This is a genomic window from Bradyrhizobium sp. LjRoot220 (assembly GCF_964252915.1).
Taxonomy (GTDB): Bacteria; Pseudomonadota; Alphaproteobacteria; order Rhizobiales; family Xanthobacteraceae; genus Bradyrhizobium.
Window position 1 is genome coordinate 1,693,478 of record NZ_CAXUPS020000001.1, and the last position, 18,856, is coordinate 1,712,333.

12 protein-coding genes are annotated in these 18,856 nt (G+C 64.8%); 8 read left to right on the forward strand and 4 right to left on the reverse strand.

What is annotated here, in order from left to right:
- The first annotated feature begins 281 nt into the window (after positions 1-281).
- The 6 genes from ACSQ84_RS07610 (at position 282) to ACSQ84_RS07635 (ending at position 11,456) form a co-directional block, all read left to right on the forward strand.
- Positions 282-5,489, forward strand: coding sequence for an alpha-2-macroglobulin family protein (locus ACSQ84_RS07610; RefSeq protein WP_436210984.1), 5,208 nt, complete (start codon positions 282-284; stop codon positions 5,487-5,489).
- 92 nt (positions 5,490-5,581) lie between these two features.
- The gene (gene pbpC / locus ACSQ84_RS07615) at positions 5,582-7,606 is read left to right on the forward strand and encodes a penicillin-binding protein 1C (RefSeq protein WP_436211200.1); all 2,025 of its coding nucleotides are present in this window, start codon (positions 5,582-5,584) and stop codon (positions 7,604-7,606) included.
- A gap of 87 nt (positions 7,607-7,693) precedes the next feature.
- Complete coding sequence (locus ACSQ84_RS07620; RefSeq protein WP_436210985.1) at positions 7,694-9,436, forward strand: ArnT family glycosyltransferase; 1,743 nt, start codon at positions 7,694-7,696, stop codon at positions 9,434-9,436.
- 1 nt (position 9,437) lies between these two features.
- Positions 9,438-10,283, forward strand: a complete 846-nt coding sequence (locus ACSQ84_RS07625) for a phosphatase PAP2 family protein (RefSeq protein WP_436210986.1) — start codon at positions 9,438-9,440, stop codon at positions 10,281-10,283.
- Positions 10,284-10,362: 79 nt separating this feature from the next.
- Positions 10,363-11,118: a glycosyltransferase family 2 protein gene (locus ACSQ84_RS07630; protein WP_436210987.1), complete on the forward strand. Its 756-nt coding sequence runs from the start codon at positions 10,363-10,365 to the stop codon at positions 11,116-11,118.
- The gene (locus tag ACSQ84_RS07635; protein WP_436210988.1) at positions 11,118-11,456 is read left to right on the forward strand and encodes a lipid-A-disaccharide synthase N-terminal domain-containing protein; all 339 of its coding nucleotides are present in this window, start codon (positions 11,118-11,120) and stop codon (positions 11,454-11,456) included. Before ACSQ84_RS07630 ends, ACSQ84_RS07635 begins: the two co-directional genes overlap by 1 nt.
- A 127-nt stretch (positions 11,457-11,583) precedes the next feature.
- Here the strand turns inward: ACSQ84_RS07635 and ACSQ84_RS07640 are convergent, their stop codons facing one another.
- A complete protein-coding gene (locus ACSQ84_RS07640) occupies positions 11,584-13,275 on the reverse strand; it encodes a Na/Pi cotransporter family protein (protein WP_436210989.1) in 1,692 nt (563 codons plus the stop codon).
- A 340-nt stretch (positions 13,276-13,615) separates the two neighbouring features.
- Here ACSQ84_RS07640 and ACSQ84_RS07645 point away from each other — a divergent pair, with 340 nt between their 5' ends.
- Positions 13,616-13,864, forward strand: coding sequence for a PilZ domain-containing protein (locus ACSQ84_RS07645; protein ID WP_436210990.1), 249 nt, complete (start codon positions 13,616-13,618; stop codon positions 13,862-13,864).
- Positions 13,865-14,021: 157 nt separating this feature from the next.
- The gene (locus ACSQ84_RS07650) at positions 14,022-14,852 is read left to right on the forward strand and encodes a tetratricopeptide repeat protein (protein WP_436210991.1); all 831 of its coding nucleotides are present in this window, start codon (positions 14,022-14,024) and stop codon (positions 14,850-14,852) included.
- A 44-nt stretch (positions 14,853-14,896) separates the two neighbouring features.
- Here ACSQ84_RS07650 and ACSQ84_RS07655 read toward each other — a convergent pair whose 3' ends face one another.
- Genes ACSQ84_RS07655 through ACSQ84_RS07665 form a run of 3 tightly spaced genes read right to left on the reverse strand, consistent with a single transcriptional unit; the run spans position 14,897 to position 18,424 of the window.
- The gene (locus ACSQ84_RS07655) at positions 14,897-16,186 is read right to left on the reverse strand and encodes an AAA family ATPase (protein WP_436210992.1); all 1,290 of its coding nucleotides are present in this window, start codon (positions 16,184-16,186) and stop codon (positions 14,897-14,899) included.
- Positions 16,183-16,920 (reverse strand): CpaD family pilus assembly protein, encoded by a 738-nt coding sequence (locus tag ACSQ84_RS07660; protein WP_436210993.1) that lies wholly within the window; start codon positions 16,918-16,920, stop codon positions 16,183-16,185. The genes ACSQ84_RS07655 and ACSQ84_RS07660 overlap by 4 nt, the downstream gene beginning before the upstream one ends.
- Positions 16,921-16,957: 37 nt before the next feature.
- Positions 16,958-18,424 (reverse strand): type II and III secretion system protein family protein, encoded by a 1,467-nt coding sequence (locus tag ACSQ84_RS07665; RefSeq protein ID WP_436210994.1) that lies wholly within the window; start codon positions 18,422-18,424, stop codon positions 16,958-16,960.
- Positions 18,425-18,856: the final 432 nt, after the last annotated feature.

Consider the following 18,856-nt stretch of genomic DNA (forward strand, 5'->3'; position numbering starts at 1 on the left):
CTTCTAGCACTGCCAATATGAAAAATCCGCTCCCGAGCCAAGTCCGTTCCGAACCGATTTCCTTGCGGCTGCGACAAAGCCAGAAGGCGGGCCATTGCTTTCGGCCTGCCCCTCACTCCATGCTGCGCCGGTAACCCCGCCGGTGCGGTCCGGGATCGTGGACTGCCAGAGCCATGCCGCATGCGACTTTTTCGCAAGCCTGTTCCATCGCCATCAGTCCGTCACCTTTTCGCGCATTTTTCGTTCGTTACGAGGCGGTCGTCCGCCCAGGGAGCTCCATCATGATCGGTCTGGTTCGCGCCGCAGTAATTTGCGCCACGATGGCGCTTGGCCTGGTTACGGCGCAGGCCGCGGATAAGGCCTTCAAACGCGACGATCTTGCCGATTCGGCGGTCAAGCTGGAAGCCCAGATCAAGAGCGAGGCGGGGCCGGTCGCCAAATCCAGCGCGACGCTGCGAACCGACGCCGATACCGCCTTCAAGCGCGCCGACTTCCGCACCGGGCTGCAAATCCTCGGACAGATCGCGGCCACCACGCCGGAGGACAGCAGCAACTGGCTGAAACTTGCCAAGACCATCTTCCAGATCCGCTCGGCGAGCTCGAGCGAGCAAACCTTCCTGCTGGAGCGCGCCTCGACCGCGGCCTACATCGCCTATCAGCGCGCCGGCAACCCGGCCGAGGAAGCCGAGGCGCTGGCGGTGCTGGGCCGGGCGATGTCCGACCGCAAGCTCTGGCGTCCGGCACTGGATGCGCTGCGGCTGTCGCTCGACATGCGCGAGGTCGCCGAGGTGCGCGGTCAATATGAAAAGATGCGCGACCAGCACGGTTTTCGTCTTTTGGATTATACCGTGGACTCCGACGGCGCGTCACCGCGGGCGTGCTTCCAGTTCTCTGAAGATCTGGCGAAACGGGTCGATTTTGCGCCGTTCCTGGCGCTGGCCGGTACCGACAAGCCGGCGCTGTCGGCCGAGGGCAAGCAGCTTTGCGTCGACGGCCTGAAGCACGGCGAGCGCTACAACATCAATCTGCGCGCCGGCCTGCCGTCCACGGTCAAGGAAACCCTGCCGAAATCGGCCGAATTCAACGTCTACGTCCGCGACCGCAAGCCGTTCGTGCGTTTTACCGGGCGCGCCTATGTGCTGCCGCGCACCGGCCAGCGCGGCATCCCGCTGGTCAGCGTCAACACCCCGGCCGTGAACATCAACGTGTTCCGGATCGGCGATCGCAATTTGATCAACACGGTGATCGACAGCGACTTCCAAAGGACGCTGTCGAGCTATCAATTGAGCGATCTCGGCGACGAGAGGGGCGTCAAGGTCTGGACCGGCGAACTTGCCACTGCCACCACGCTCAACCAGGACGTCATTACCGCGTTCCCGGTTGACCAGGCGCTCGGCGACCTGCAGCCCGGCGTGTACGTGATGACGGCAACCGCCAAGGGCCCCGGCAGCGACGACGACGGCAGGCTGGCGACGCAATGGTTCATCGTCTCCGACATGGGACTGTCGGCCTTTTCAGGCAATGACGGCATCCACGTCTTCGTCAACTCGCTGGCGTCGACCGAGGCCGTCGGCAAGGCCGAGGTGCGGCTGGTCGCGCGCAACAACGAGATTTTGGCGACCCGCAAGACCGATGATTCCGGCCACGTGCTGTTCGAGGCAGGATTGGCGCGCGGCGAGGGCGGGCTGTCGCCGGCCCTGCTGACGGTCACGAGCGAGAAGGCGGACTACGCGTTCTTGAGCCTCAAGACCAACGCGTTCGACCTCACCGATCGCGGCGTGGCCGGCCGGGTGGTGCCTGCGGGCGCCGACGCCTTCGTCTATGCCGAGCGCGGGGTCTACCGCTCTACCGAGACCGTCTACCTGACCGCGCTGCTGCGCGACGGGCAGGGCAACGCCATGACGGGCGGGCCGCTGACCCTCGTCATTGAGCGTCCGGACGGCGTCGAATTCCGCCGCGCCGTGCTGCCCGACCAGGGCGCCGGCGGCCGGAGCATGGCGGTACCGCTCAATTCGGCGGTCCCGACCGGGACCTGGCGGGTCCGCGCCTTCACCGATCCCAAGGGCTCGTCGGTCGGCGAAACCACGTTCATGGTCGAGGACTACATCCCCGAACGGATCGAATTCAATATCTCCAGCAAAGAGAAGATGATCAAAGCTGAAGTTCCAGTTGAGCTTAAGGTCGATGGTCGTTTCCTCTACGGCGCGCCGGCCTCCGGCCTACAGCTGGAGGGCGACATGCTGGTCACCTCTGCCGCTTCCGGTCGGCCCGGCTATCCCGGCTACCAGTTTGGCGTCGCCGACGAAGAGACCGCCAGCCACGAGCGCACCCCGATCGAGAACCTGCCCGAGGCCGATGCCAACGGCGTGGCGACCTTCCCGGTCTCGCTGGCCAAGGCGCCCACCTCGACCCGCCCGCAGGAGGCGCAGATCTTCATCCGCATGGCGGAAGCGGGTGGCCGCGCCGTCGAGCGCAAACATGTGCTGCCGGTGGCGCCCGCCACCGCGCTGATCGGCATCAAGCCGCTGTTCGGCGACAAGAGCGTCGCCGAGGGCGACAGGGCCGAATTCGACGTGGTGTTCGTCGCCCCCGACGGCAAGCAATTGCCGCGCGACGGCCTGCGTTACGAACTCCTGAAGATGGAATCCCGTTACCAGTGGTACCGGCAGAATTCGTCTTGGGAATATGAGCCGGTCAAATCGACTAGCCGCGTATTCGATGGCGACCTGACGCTCACGGCCGACAAGGCGGCGCGGGTGTCGCTGGCGCCGCAGCCCGGCCGCTATCGACTCGACGTCAAATCGACCGAAGCGGACGGGCCGGTCACCTCGGTCCAGTTCGATGTCGGCTGGTATTCCGACGGCAGCGCCGACACCCCGGACCTGCTCGAAACCTCGATCGACAAGCCGGAATACGCCTCCGGCGATACCATGGTGGTGTCGGTCAACGCGCGTTCGGCCGGCAAGCTGACCATCAACGTCCTCGGCGACCGCCTGCTGACCACCCAGACGGTGGACGTCAAGGAAGGCACCCAGCAGGTCAAGCTATCAGTCGGCAAGGATTGGGGCACCGGCGCCTATGTGCTGGCGACGCTGCGCCGTCCGCTCGACGCCGCGGCGCTGCGGATGCCTGGACGGGCGATCGGCCTGAAATGGTTCGGCATCGACAAGAAGGCCCGCACCCTGCAGGTGGACCTCGCGCCGCCGCCGCTGGTCCGTCCCGGAACCGCCCTGAAGATTCCCGTAAAACTCGGCGGGCTCAACCCCGGCGAAGACGCCAAGATCGTGGTCGCCGCGGTCGATGTCGGCATTCTCAACCTGACCAATTACAAGCCGCCGGCGCCGGATGATTTCTATCTCGGCCAGCGCCGCCTGACGTCCGAAATCCGCGATCTCTATGGGCAATTGATCGACGGCATGCAGGGCACCCGCGGCCAGCTCAAGACGGGCGGTGACGGTGCCGGCGCCGAGCTGCAGGGCAGTCCGCCCACCCAGAAACCGCTCGCGCTCTATTCGGGCATCGTCACGGTCGGCCCCGACGGGTCCGCCGAGATCAGCTTCGACATTCCGGAGTTCGCCGGCACCGCGCGGGTGATGGCCGTGGCGTGGAGTTCGACCAGGCTCGGCCGCGCCACCGTCGACGTGACCGTGCGCGATCCCGTGGTGCTGACGGCAACGCTGCCGCGCTTCCTGCTCAATGGCGACCGCGGCACCATGAGTTTTGATCTGGACAACGTCGAAGGCGCGCCCGGCGACTACACCATCAACGTCAAGACGACGGGGCCGGTGAAGGTGACCGGTAATCCCACGACCACAGTAAAACTCGCCGCCAAGCAGCGGACTTCGATGTCGCTGGCGATCGACGGCGGCGGTGCTGGAACCGCCAATCTCGACGTCGACATCAAGGGGCCCAACGGCCTGTCGCTGGCGCGGCACTATGCGCTCGACGTCAAGGCGGCGACGCAGGTCCTGGCGCGTCGTTCGATCCGCACCCTGGCCAAGGGCGAGAGCCTGACGCTGACGTCGGACATGTTCTCCGACCTGGTGTCGGGAACGGGCAGCGTTTCGCTCTCCGTTAGCCTGTCCACTGCACTCGATGCGGCGACCATCCTCAAAGCGCTCGATCGCTATCCGCACGGCTGTTCCGAACAGATCACCAGCCGCGCCATGCCGCTGCTCTATGTCAACGATCTCGCGGCGGGCGCCCATCTGGCGATGGACACCGCCGTCGACCAGCGCATCCGCGATGCGATTGAGCGGCTGCTGGCCCGCCAAGGCTCGAACGGTTCGTTCGGCCTGTGGTCGGCGGGCGGCGACGACGCCTGGCTCGACGCCTACGTGACCGACTTCCTGACCCGCGCCCGCGAGAAGGGGTTTGCGGTGCCGGATGTGCTGTTCAAGAGCGCGCTCGACCGTATCCGCAACTCGGTGGTCAACGCCAACGAACCGGAAAAGGACGGCGGCCGCGATCTGGCCTACGGCCTCTACGTGCTCGCCCGCAATGGCGCCGCCCCGATCGGCGACCTGCGCTATCTCGCCGACACCAAGCTGAACAATCTGGCGACGCCGATTGCAAAATCGCAACTGGCGGCGGCATTGGCGTTGGTCGGCGACAAGGCGAGGGCGGAACGCGTCTATGGCGCTGCGCTCGATGCACTGGCGCCAAAGCCCGCGATCGAGTTCGGCCGGGTCGACTATGGCTCAGCCTTGCGCGACGCCGCAGCGCTGGTCTCGCTCGCCAGCGAAGGCAACGCCCCGCGGGCGACCCTGACGCAGGCGGTACAGCGGGTCGAAGTGGCGCGGGGACTGACGCCCTACACCTCGACCCAGGAAAATGCCTGGCTGGTGTTGGCCTCGCGCGCGCTGTCGAAGGAGACGATGGCGCTCGATATCGACGGTTCGCCGATCAAGACGGCGGCCTATCGCAGCTACAAGGCCGAGCAGATGACGGGCAAGCCGGTCAAGATCACCAACACCGGCGACGCACCGGTCCAGGCGGTGGTCTCGGTCAGTGGTTCACCGACCACGCCTGAGCCCGCGGCCTCGAACGGCTTCAAGATCGAGCGCAATTATTTCACGCTCGACGGCAAGCCGGCCGACATCTCCAGGGCCAAGCAGAACGATCGTTTCGCGGTGGTCTTGAAGATCACCGAGGCCAAGCCGGAATACGGGCACATCATGGTGGCCGACTATCTCCCGGCGGGCCTCGAGATCGACAATCCGCGGCTGGTCTCCTCCGGCGACAAGGGCACGCTGGACTGGATCGAGGACGGCGAGGAGCCGGAGAATACCGAGTTTCGCGATGACCGGTTCACCGCGGCCATCGATCGCGCCAGCGATGACAGCGCGATCTTCACCGTCGCCTATGTCGTGCGCGCGGTATCGCCCGGCAAATACGTGCTGCCGCAGGCCTATGTCGAGGACATGTACAACCCCTCGCGCTATGGACGCACCGGCACCGGTACTGTGGAGGTGCGTCCGGCCAAATGAGCGAGACGGGAGCCATAGCACCGGCGAGCCCTCCCAAGGGACGCTGGCGGCGTATCAGGATGGCGGCGGCGATATCGGCCGTTGCCAGTCTGATGGCGGCTGGCGCGTTCGCCGGCTGGATCGCCTCGCTCGGCCCACTGCCGCTGGAGCAAGCGCACAAGGTCTCGACCTCGATCGTCGACCGTAACGGCAAATTGCTGCGCGCCTATGCGATGGCGGACGGCCGCTGGCGGCTGCCGCTAGATGCCAGGGCCGGCGTCGATCCCGGCTACCTCAAGTTGCTGCTGGCGTATGAAGACCGCCGCTTTTATTCGCATCGCGGCGTCGATCCGCTGGCGCTCGGCCGCGCCGCGCTTCAGCTGGTGACGCGCGGCCACATCGTCTCCGGCGGCTCGACGATCACGATGCAACTGGCGCGGCTGATGGAGCCGCGGCGCGAGCGCTCGGTCTACGCCAAACTGCGCCAGATGGTGCGGGCGATCCAGATCGAAGGGCAGTTGAACAAGGACCAGATCCTCGATCTCTATCTGGCGCTGGCGCCGTTCGGCGGCAATCTCGAGGGTATCCGCGCCGCGTCGATCGCCTATTTCGGCAAGGAGCCGAAGCGGTTGTCGCTGGCGGAATCGGCGCTGCTGGTTGCGCTGCCGCAATCGCCGGAGACGCGCCGCCTCGACCGCCATCCCGATGTCGCCCGCTCCGCGCGCGACCGCGTGCTCGAACGCATGGTGACGGAGCATCGTGTATCCCAGGAGGATGCGGTTCAGGCCAAAGCCGTCACCGTGCCGCGGCTGCGCAAGCCGATGCCGATCCTGGCGCCGCATTCCTCCGATCAGGCGGTCGCGACCGTGAAGGATGCGCCGGTCATCAAGCTGACGCTGGATGCGAGCCTGCAGAAAACGCTCGAAGCGCTGGCCCGTGATCGCGCAATTGCGCAGGGGCCGAACATTTCGGTGGCGATGATCGCGGTCGACAATGAAAGCGGCGACGTGCTGGCGCGGGTCGGCTCGTCCGATTATTTCGACGAACGGCGCGCCGGGCAGGTCGACATGACCCGCGCGGTTCGCTCGCCCGGATCGACGCTGAAACCCTTCATCTATGGTCTCGCCTTTGAAGACGGATTTGTGCATCCGGAGAGCCTGATCGACGATCGTCCGATCCGGTTCGGGTCCTACGCGCCTGAAAATTTCGACATGACGTTCCAGGGCACGGTTCCGGTGCGTAAGGCGCTGCAGTTATCCCTGAACGTGCCGGCGATCGCGCTGCTCGACCGCGTCGGCTCCAGCCGGCTGTCGTCGCGGCTGAAACAGGCCGGCGGCAATCTGGTGCTGCCAAAGGATGAAGCGCCCGGTCTTGCCATGGGCCTCGGCGGCGTCGGTGTGACCCTGCAGGACCTGGCACAGCTCTATGCGGGGCTGGCGCGGCTCGGCACTACAAAGCCCTTGCGCGAAATCATGATCGCCAAAGACGTGCGCGATCCGATGCGGCTGATGGATCAGGCCGCAGCCTGGCAAGTCGGCAACGTCCTGATCGGCACGCCGCCGCCGGAAAATGGCGTGCACAACCGGATCGCGTTCAAGACCGGCACCAGCTACGGCTATCGCGACGCCTGGTCGGTCGGCTTCGATGGCCGCATCACCATCGGCGTATGGGTCGGGCGTCCCGACGGCGCGCCGGTGGCCGGGCTGGTCGGCCGTACCGCCGCGGCTCCGATTCTGTTCGATGCGTTCGCTCGCACCGGAAAAATCCCGGCGGTGTTGCCGAAGCCGCCCAAGGGCGCGCTGATCGCGAGCAATGCCAAGCTTCCGGTGCCGCTCCGGCGTTTCCGCCCCGTCGGCGAACTGGTCCGCACCGGCAGCGATCAGGCGCCGCGCATTCAATTTCCGCTGAATGGTTCACGGATCGACGTCGACCGTTCCAACGACGGGCAATTCTCGGCGATGCCGGTCAAGGTCGCCGGTGGCGTGCTGCCGCTGACGATGCTGGTGAACGGTATTGCGGTCGGCGAGATCGGCAGCCGGCGACAGCGGCTGGTGGACCCACCCGGGCCCGGTTTTGCGCGCCTCACGGTCATCGACGCCACCGGCGCGGCCGACACCGTGGTGATCCGGGTGCAGTAATCAGGTACAATTTGACGGATCAGGCGGCCGGGGACAGCACCGGATAGAAGTGTTGTTTGCAGTGCGGTTTCATCGTATGCGAACAAGATGGTTGAAACCGTGCAACCCCGGCGATTTGGAGCAGGCCAACAGTCTGTGAAACCTGCGAATTCCAGCCGCAGGCTGCTCGCCGCGTTTGACTTCGCCACGGCAAGCCATTTCCGTGCGATCATCTTCCTGACGCTGTGCGCCATCGTGCTTTTCGTGCCCGGTTTCTTCACGATTCCGGCGATCGACCGCGACGAGGCGCGGTTTGCGCAGGCGACCAAGCAGATGGTCGAAAGCGACGAATATGTTGATATTCGCTTTCAGGATGACGTCCGTTACAAGAAGCCGGTCGGCATCTACTGGATGCAGGCCGCGGTCGTTGAAACCGCCTCAAAACTCGGCCTGCCGCGGGCGGAGTTGCGCATCTGGCTCTATCGCGTTCCGTCCCTGATCGGTGCGATTGGCGCAGTCCTGCTGACCTACTGGGCGGCGCTCGCGTTCGTGACCCGGAGCGGCGCCGCGCTGGCTGCGCTGATGATGTGCAGCTGCGTCTTGCTCGGCGCGGAAGCGCGGCTCGCCAAAACCGATGCGATGCTGCTGCTAACTGTCGTCGCCGCGATGGGGGCGATGGCGCGGGTCTATCTGTCGTGGCAACGCGGCGAGGATCCGGCGCGTCCGCCGTGGACCTCACCCGCGATTTTCTGGACCGCGCTGGCCGGCGGCATCCTGCTCAAGGGCCCGCTGATCCTGATGTTCGTGGGATTGACCATCGCGGCGCTGGCGATCCTCGACCGCTCGGCGGTCTGGCTCTGGCGCATGCGCCCGGTCTGGGGCCTGATGTGGACGCTGGTTCTGGTGCTGCCGTGGTTCGTCGCGATTTTCTGGCGCGCGGGGGATGCATTCTTCACCAATTCGCTCGGCGGCGACATGCTGAGCAAGCTGGCCGCACAGGAGTCCCATGGCGCGCCGCCGGGCCTGTATTTGCTGCTGTTCTGGGTCACGTTCTGGCCCGGGGCGCCGCTGGCGGGGATGGCCGCTCCGGCGGTGTGGCGGGCCCGGCGCGAGCCCGGCGCGCAGTACCTGCTGGCGTGGCTGGTGCCGTCATGGATCGTGTTCGAACTCGTGCTGACCAAGCTTCCGCACTACGTGCTGCCACTCTATCCAGCCATCGCCATCCTGACCGTCGGCGCGCTGGAGCGCCGCGTGTTGTCGCGCTCCTGGCTGAGGCGCGGCGCGGCCTGGTGGTTCGCGGTCCCTGCGATTACGGCGGTGATCATGATCGTCGCAGCCATCAAGCTGACGCATCACCCGGTATTTCCGGCGTGGCCGGTGCTGGCGGCGGCGATGATCTTCGGCCTGATCGCCTGGTGGCTGTTCGAGGAAAGCCGCGCCGAGCGCTCGCTGTTGAATGCCGTGATTGCAGCGATGTGTCTGGCGATCGCCGTCTATGGCATCGTGTTGCCGTCGCTGACGACGCTGTTTCCGAGCGCCGGGATCGCGCGCGCGCTGCGCAACGTCGTCTGCGTCGGACCGAAGGCCGCGGCTGCCGGCTTCCACGAACCCAGTCTCGTCTTCATGACGGGAACCGGTACGCTGTTGACCGACGGATCGGGGGCTGCGGATTTCCTGGGGCAGGGCACCTGCCGCTTTGCGTTGGTGGAATCGCGCTCGGAGCGCGGTTTTGTCCAGCGCGCCGAAGCGATCGGGCTGCGCTATAACGTGGCGAGCCGTGTCGAGGGGTATAACATCTCGCAGGGCAAGGCGGTTTCGATCGCAATCTTCCGCTCCGAAGGCACCGAGTAAGATGGCAGCGCCGCCCGTCATCGCCGAATCCGGCAATTATTTTTCCCGTTTTCTGGTGCTGGGATGGCGTTCCCTGGCCCAGCTCGTCCGTACACCGTCGCATTCGCGGCGGGCCGAGGCGGGCCGCCGGGCGGCGCGTCACGCGCTGCTGCTTTCGGCCGGCCTTGGCGCTGCAGCCATCGCGTTGATGTTGGTGCTCGACGCCTGGGAGATCGGCCAGATGCCGAAGCGGGGCACGCCCTCGCTGTGGTGGATGCGCATCCTTACCGATTTCGGCAAGGATGAATATGTGCTGGCGGCGCTGGGCGGGCTACTGATTGCGATTGCCATCATCTCGCCGGCGTTGAGAGGAGTTCAGCGATCGCTGTTGCTCGGGCTCGGCACGCGTTTACAGTTTGTGTTCTGCGCGGTGATAGTGTCCGCACTGGTTTGCGAAGTGATCAAATGGAGCGTCGGCCGTGGCCGGCCGTTCGTCGGCGGCGAAGGCAACGTCTTCCATTTCTCGCACTTCGCGGGATCGGGGGCCTATTCCAGCTTTCCCTCCGGCCATGCGACCTGCGCTTTCGCACTCGCCTTCGCGGTCTCGGCGTTGTGGCCGCGGGCACGCACCGCGATGCTGGTCTATGCCCTCGTCATCTGTGCGACCCGTCTGGTGTTGCTGGCGCATCATCCGAGCGACGTGGTCGCAGGCGCGCTGGTAGGCGTGATCGGCGCGATGTTCGTGCGCTACTGGTTTGCGGCCCGCAGGCTGGGATTTGCGATCCAGCGCGACGGCACCATTGTGCCGCTGGTTGGGCCCTCGCCGGGACGCCTCAAAAGGGTTGCCCGGGGCGCATTCGCCCCATAAAAGCGGACGTCGCGAGGCGCCTGACGGGACCGGTTCCGGCTTCAGGTCCATGCAAGCCGATCCACCCCCAGCCCAACCGATGAGTGCCGATTTGCCTTCTTCCGACCAAGCTTCGGTCGCCGTTTCCATCGTTGTGCCCGTGCGCAACGAGGCCGACAACGTCGCGCCGCTGATTGCCGAAATCACGGCCGCGCTGGGCGGCCGCTGGGCTTATGAAATCATTTATGTCAATGACGGCTCGACGGATGCCACCGCCGAGCGGCTCACCGCACTGATGAAGGTGCACGGCAATCTCCGGCAGCTCCGGCATGAAAAATCCTCCGGGCAATCGGCGGCGGTGCGCAGCGGCGTTCGAGCGGCGCGCGGCGCCATCGTGGCGACGCTTGACGGCGACGGGCAGAACAATCCGGCGTTTCTGCCCGATCTGGTCGCTGCGGTCGAAAGTGGCAACGGCCGCGTCGGCCTTGCCGCGGGTCAGCGGGTCGGTCGCAAGGACACCGGCTTCAAGAAAATGCAGTCGCGAATCGCCAATGCCGTGCGCAATGGAATTTTGCGCGACGGCACCCGCGACACCGGCTGCGGGCTGAAGGCATTTCCGCGCGAGGTGTTCCTGTCGATGCCTTACTTCGACGGACTGCATCGGTTCCTGCCGGCGCTGGTGCGCCGCGAGGGTTTTGACATCGCCTATGTCGACGTGATCGACCGGCCGCGCCATTCCGGGGTGTCAAATTACGGCTTCTTTGATCGGCTGTGGATCGGGATCATGGATCTGGCCGGCGTCTGGTGGCTGATCCGCCGCAAGAAGCCGACACCCGTTGCGACCGAGGTGAGCTGATGCTGATTCAGTACGGGCAGGCGCTCGGCGATTATCTCTACGACGTGTTCGTCGCCAAGTTCGATTTCTGGCTGGCGTTCGGCCTGGTCGCGCAATTGCTGTTCACGGCGCGCTTCCTGGTGCAGTGGATATCGAGCGAGCGCGCCGGACAGAGCGTGGTTCCGATGGCGTTCTGGTTCTTCTCGATGGGCGGCGGGATGATGACGCTGGTCTACGGCATCGCCAAACGCGAGCCCGTCATCATCATCGGGCAGTCGCTGGCCACCATCATCTACATCCGAAACATCATGTTGATCGTGAAGAACCGCGGCAGCGCGTCGCAGACGCTGGATCGCTAGCTAGAGCCTTTTCCGTTCCGATTGAATCGGAACGGGACTCTATCCTTTTTGTTTTGACGCGTTTTCTTCACGCGAACCGGTATCCACCCCGGATCAAGTCCGGGGCAGGCTTTCGCTCGAAAACGCTCTAACCGCTGTGGCCCGTGGCCGGTGCGGGCAGCGCCGCTATATCGCTTTCAGCAGAGCGATAGGCTGCGAGTTCACCGGCGGCATCGAGCACGGGGTAGGCGACCGAACAGATGTGGGAATGAATCCGCCGGAGATCGCGCAGCACGTCGAGGTGCAGCGAGGTGGTTTCGATGGTTTCGGGCCGGCCCTCGCGCAGCCGGTCGAGATGCCGCTCGGTGGCGGCAAGCTCGGTGTTGCGCAGCGCCGCCTTCTCGACCAGCAGTTTGCGCGCCTCGTTGACGTCGCCGGACATGAAGACGCCGAACGCGATCCGCAGCGAATCCATCGTGCGCTTATGGAAGGCCGAGAGTTCTTCGGCGCCCTCGGCCGAGAACTGGAACCGGCGCTTGATCTTCTTGGTCGCAAGCTCGCTCAGATTCTTGTCGATGATGTCGCCGATATGCTCGAGGTTGATGGCGAAGGAGACGATCTCCATCGCCCGCTGTCCCTCGCGTTCGTCGAGGCTGCCGCGGGTGAGCTTGGTGACATAGAGCTTGATCGCCTCGTCGAGACTGTCGACGCTGTTGTCCATCTGCGAGACCTGATCGACCAGCGCGCGGTCGTTGGTCATCATCGCCGCCATCACCTTGCGCAGCATGACCTCGACATGGTCGCCCATATGCAGCGTTTCGCGCGCCGCGTCGGCCAGCGCCAGAGAAGGGGTCTCCAGCGCGCTCTCGTCGAGATAGCGCGGCCGCAACGGGTCGGTCTCGCGGACGCGCGTCGGCAGCAGCTTTTTCAACAGCCGCGCCATGCCATCGAGCAGGCCGATGAAAAGCAGCGCCATGACGACGTTGAACGCGATGTGGAATTGGGCCGTGGCCTTGGCGGGGTCCGGCTGCCATGACTGCAGCAGTTCCGCGATCGGGTTCAGGAATGGCGCCACCAGTACGATCCCGATCACCCGGTTGGCGAGATTGCCCAGCGGCAGACGGTAGCTGGCGGGGTTGTCGCGGCGGGCGCCTTCGAAGATCGGATTGATCGCGCTGCCGAGATTCGCGCCGAGCACCAGCGCCAGTGCGGCTGCCGGTGTGATGAAATGCGCAAACGCCAGCGACATTACCAAGAGCACGCTGGCGACGCTGGAATGCACCACCCAGGTCACGACGGCACCGAAGACGATGCAGAGCACGGGATCGCCGGTGATGGCATTCATGAACACGCGCATGCCCGGGGCGTTTTCCGCCGGCGCCAGCGTGTCGAGCAGGATGTGCAGCGCCAGCAGCATCAGCCCAAGCCCGATCGAGACGCGCCCGATATCCTTGATCCGCGAGCGCGGCCCGGCGCGGAAAGCGACCAGGCCGATGATGAACAGGACGGGGGCGACGGCCGCGATCTTGAACGACAGGATCTGCACGATCAGCGTGGTGCCGACATTGGCGCCGAGCATGATGGCGAGCGCCGGCACCAGGCTGACCAGGCCTTCCGACGTGAACGAACTCGTGATCAGCGCCGTCGCGGTGCTGCTCTGGAGCAGCGCCGTCAGACCGAGCCCGGCCGCAAAAGCGGTGAAGCGGTTGCTGAGCCCCTTTGCAAGCAATTGACGCAGGTCAGGGCCGAACGCGCGCAGGATTCCGCTGTGGACCATGTGCAGGCCCCACAGCAGCAGCGCGACGCCACCCATCAGGTCGAGAAGAACTACGCTTCCCATGCTCGTCAGCTTCCAGCAATGCGAGTCGAAGGGTCAGGCTATCGCCAAAAGGCCGTGGATCAACCTTTTAATTTGCCGAAAATTGCCGGTGTTGCCGCGGGGGCGGGGAACGGGTCGGCGGGCGCCAGCGGTTGCCAATCGACGGACGCTGCGATCGCAGGACGTCGAGCCAACGCGCGCATTGGCAGCGGCGCAGGGTAAGCAGAGCTGAAAGGCAACCGGTCCATTTCGATTACATTGTGACCAATTCCGCTAGGCTAATTCCAACAATTCTTCTGTAAACCCAACACACCACAACATACCACCGGATGAATTTTCTCGATCAGGGCCAGGGGCAGAGATGTTAGCGAACCGCCGCAGAAGCGAACGTCGTGTGTGCAGAAACTTTGCGAAGATACAGTTCGGGACCGGCGGATTGCCGCGCGACTGCATGATTACGGACGTATCGGATGGCGGGGTGAAGATCATCGCCGAGTATCCGGAGATTCCAACGGAATTCACGGTGATTTTCTCGACTGGCCAACGGCCGCGCCAGTGCAAGCTGGCATGGCGCATCGGCTGCGAAGTCGGCGCTCAATTCGTCGACTAGCGCGAAAGTGCGGCGAGGCCGGGATTTGAGCCCGGCAGCCAATGGGGCGATGCCCACAGGGGCTATGGCCGCCCGTTACCGCGAATGCGGCTCGCTTAACCCGAATTTAGGGTTAAGCTGTGAGCATTCTGGACAGTCGCCGACGCGGGTCCAGTAAATGTTCCAGAAATTGCTCCAACCATCTGAATTTGCGCGACTTCTTGCGTGTACGTCATCCGCGGTGATTCTCGCGCTGGGGCTTTCCGGCTGCCAGACTGCGGTTACTTCGTCCGATGTCACGGGCTCGCTTGGTGAGAAGGCCGAAACCAGCCGCGCCGCCGACCCGCGCCGCGACGTCGAGGTTTTCGAGGCGCGTTATCGCGCCAACCCGAAGGATGCCGAGGCGGCCCTGCAATACGGCAAGGCGCTACGCGCCACCGGACAGAAGTCCCAGGCGGTCGCGGTGCTGGAGCAGGCAACGATCGCCCATTCCAGCAACAAGGCGCTGCTTGCCGGCTACGGCCGCGCGCTGGCTGACAACGGCAACTTCCAGCAGGCCTTCGACGTGCTCGGCCGCGCCCACACCCCCGACAATCCCGATTGGCGGATACTCTCGGCGCAAGGTGCGGTGCTCGATCAGCTCGGCCGGTTCGAGGAAGCGCGGCAGTATTATTCGAGCGCTCTGAAGATCACGCCCGACCAACCGTCGGTGCTGTCCAATCTCGGCCTGTCCTACGTGCTTTCAAAAGACCTGCCCAAGGCTGAGGAGACGTTGCGCCGTGCCCATAGCCGTGCCGGCAACGATGCACGCGTGCGGGCCAATCTGGCGGTGGTGGTCGGTCTGCGGGGCAACATGGCCGAAGCTGAAAAGATCGCAAGGGCCGACCTTCCGCCCGAGGAAGCGGCCGCCAACGTCGCGCAGTTGAAGCTGGTGCTGTCGCGCAAAGAGAATGCGCGCGCCGAGATCGGCAACAAGATGCCGGTCGCCAGGTCTGGAAGCGCGGATTGATCGCCGACGAACGGGCGAGGGCCCACGTCGTAGTCCACCGCGCCCTACGAGCGGCCGCCGCCGCCGGCGCGCAGCTTGTTGATGATCGGCATGATCGGCGCCAGCAACGCACTGCGTGATCTCTTGGTCACCGCGTGACCCGTCAGGCGTTGCGCCATCTGCAGGAACATCGTCGTGGTACGATGACCGGCGGAGATTTGCTGGATCATCTGGCCGTTATTGGCCGCCGTGCCGAACATCTTTGAATCGAACGGGATGGTCGCGATAGGCTGGCTCTCGATCGCCTTGGCGAATTCGCGCGGGGTGATCTCCGGGCGCTTGTGCATCCCGACCTGGTTGAGACAATAGAGCGGCGGACGGTCGTTGGGCCGGGCGGCCTTGAGCACGCTCAACATGTTCTTGGCGTTGCGCATGTTGGCCAGATCAGGCTCTGCGACGATCAGAATATCGTCCGCGCCGACCAGTGCGCGCTTGGTCCACGCCGACCATTGATGCGGGACGTCGAGCACGATGCAGGGCGTGGTCATGCGCAGCGTATCGAAGATCGCATCGAAGGCGTCCGCGCCAAAATCATAGACCTGTTCGAGCGTCGCCGGCGCTGCCAGCAGGCTGAGGCGGTCGGAGCATTTCGCGAGCAGGCGCTCCATCAGCGCGCTGTCGGGCCGATCCTGCTGGAACAGCGCGTTGGCGATGCCCTGGATCGGGTCCTGGTTGTAGTCGAGGCCGGCGGTGCCGAACGCCAGATCGAGGTCGATCACGACGGAATCCAGCGCAAGATCGCGGGCAATGGCCCAGGCTACATTGTGCGCGACGGTGGATGAACCGACGCCGCCCTTGGCGCCAACGACGGCGACGATGCGGCCGACCGCGACGGCTTCGGACGAGGAGAACAGGCTGCAGATCGCGCGCACCACGTCGAGGGTTTCGACCGGCCCGACGACGTAGTCGCTGACGCCGCGACGCACCAGTTCGCGATATGGCGTGACATCGCTGGCGCTGCCGATCACGACCACCCTTGTGCCGGCGTCGCAGACGGTGGCCAGTTCATCGAGGCCGTCGAGCATGTCGCTGGAGCCTTCGGTTTCCAGCATGATCACGTTCGGCGTTGGGGCCTTGTGATAAGTGTCGATGGCGGCGGCGATACCGCCCATGTGAACCGACAAATGGACCTTGCCGAGGCGGCGGTCTTCGCTGGCCGACCGCACCGTTGTGGCGGTGGCAACCGTTGCACAAAAGGCCTGCACCGATACGCGCGGCGCCGGCGAAATGTACTCATCGGCGGGCGGCGCAAGGTCGTGCTCCTGTTCGGAGTCTTTTCGGGTCCGGCTGATCATTTACCTGTATCGCTCAGTTTGGCCTTGTCGGCTTCTGGATAGGTGGTCGTGGTCGTTACGCCCTTGCGGTATTTCTCGAACGCCGCGTTGCGGCGCATCGTATAGGCGGGAGTTTCGGGGCGCGGCTGCTCGAGGTCCGCCGGATTGTCGATCATGGCGGCGAGGTTGCGCTGGGTGGCGCAGCCGAAATTGTGGTACGGCCGGTTTTCATTGTAACCGGTGTCGTAAATGTTGGGCCCGAGATCCTCCGGCCACAGGCCGCAGGGGCCGGCCACCGCTGAAATCTTCGGATAGGTCAGCTTGATGGTCGGAAGCGTTTGAGGGCTGTCCGGTTGATACTGACGCAGCGTGATGGCGCTTGACGGCACGCCGCCCGCGGCCAGCATCGAGCGGATTTCCCGGTAGGTCGCCGCGGCCGCGCGGGCATTGGCGGTGTTGATCGGTACGTCGGCGATGATCGCGCCGGTGCCTTCGCGGACCCAGGTTTGCGCCAGTCCCATGACGTCGCTGCGCTGCGGGCCGGAGAGGCCGCCGCGGGATTGACCGACGAAAATGACGATGGAGCGGTTACCTTCCTGAACGGCGATCGGATGCCGCAAGCGGTAATCGGTGGGAACGGTCGCGGTCACGATCTCGCCGGTCTGCTGGCATGCACCCAGCGCAGCCGACAGGCCGACCAGCGCACCGACCAGTCGCCACTTGTGACGGCGATCGACCTTTGGTTGGGTTGTCATCGTTCTGTCCTCATCCCCGTCAGTGAGCCGTGCCGTATCAATCGATGATGAAGCCGAAATTGCCCTCGTAGGCGCCGATCGGCCCGACGCGGGCAACAAGGCCATAGATCCGGTTGATGCGGGCCAGCAGCGTCGATTGGGAATCAGACGCCGGTGCAAATCCGTCATCGGGCCGCGACAGTTCTTTCTGGGCAACCGCCCGGACCACGTAGGGCGTGACGAGGACCATCAATTCGGTCTCGTTGTTGACGAAGTCCTGGCTACGGAAGAGGGCGCCCAGTACCGGGATCTGGTTCACACCCGGTAGTCCGTTGACCGCCTGCTTGGTCTGCTGCTGGATGAGGCCTGCCATCGCCATCGAACCGCCCGACGGGATTTCGAGCGTGGTCTCGGCGCGGCGGGTCCTGATCGAGGGAATCGTCAGCGCGGAGCCGTTCTGGTTCAGGGTAATGCTTTGGTCGGTCGACAGTTCGGAGACTTCGGTCATCACCCGCAGGCTGATCCGTCCTTCGCTCAGCACGACCGGCGTGAAGTTCAGCGAGATGCCGAATTTCTTGTACAGGATCTGGGTCGTGCAGAGGTGCGTGACGGGATCGCAGGAATAACCGGCGGGGATCGGAAACTCGCCGCCGGCGATGAAGGTCGCGGATTCGCCGGAGATGGCCGTCAGGTTTGGCTCGGCCAGCGTGCGGACCACGCCGGCGCTTTCCATCGCGCGCATGGTCGCGGTGACCGTCGGCAGACCCTTGAGGATGCTCGAGGCGGCAAGACCATTGTCGGCCAGCGGGCGGCCGTAGGCGGTGAAGGGATTGCTGTTGTTGAAGTTCACCACCGCGGTGCCGTAGTTCATGCTGGCGCTGAGGTCGACGCCCATCTGCTTGATGATGTCGCGCCGCACTTCGGAAACGTTGACCTTCAGCATCACCTGGTCGCGGCCGCGGACGGCGATGGAATTGACGACTTTGTCGGAACCGCCGACCAGGCGCGCGGCGAGGTCGCCGGCCTGCTGGGCCTCGATCGGGCTCGATACCGAGCCGGTCAGGATGACGCCGTCGCCAACGCCTTCGATATTGATTCCGGGCAGCGTTTGCCGGAGGGCCGCACGCACGCCGTTGAGGTCGCGTTTGACCGCGATGTCATAGGAGCCGACCTGCTGGCCGTCGGCATCGAAGAACACCACGTTGGTCTGGCCGATCGCGGCGCCGATGATGTAGGCGCGCTGCGCCGAGCGAATGACGGCGTTGGCGATCTTGGGATCGGCCACCAGCACATCCTTGACGTCGCGCGGCAGGTCGACGACCACGGACTTGCCGACACCGAGCGAGAGGAAGCGTTGCCTGGCGGAGCCGCTGGCCGATGTCGTCACCGGATCCTTGAGGGAATCCTTCGACAACTCCCTGGCCAGATCCTTGTCGATCTCGGCCGCCACGACAGATACCAACGGGCTCAGCGTCAGCGTGGCGCTGGCCGAAAGCAGCAAGGCCCCGACTGCAGCCATTCGCATTGCTGACTGCTTTGCCCCAAACCTCATTCCCCAAGTCCTTTCGGTCACTTCTGTGCCGTCGGCGCCGTCATCTGCATGGCGTTGACGGCCGTCCCCACACGACATGACTAGAGGGCCAATGGTATAAGGGAACTTGAGGGGTGAACTATTTGGGTTCGAGAACGGCGGGATTCGTGGTCATGGTGAACGGGCAGTTAGTGTCGGGGCCCGCAAAATCCGTGATTGTACGGACGAGACCGTCGCGTCATGCACCAGTCATCCGCCGCTCGCCTGGCGCCCATTGGGGCGCGGCGCGATCGCTATCGGGATCGATCAAGCGATCCAAATAGGTGATCTCAATTCGTAACGGGCGAGCATGCCGTTGCAGAAACTGCGCGACGGCCGGTAGACGTTGTCGCCGGCCAGCAGATGGTTGTCGGCCTTCAGCACCAA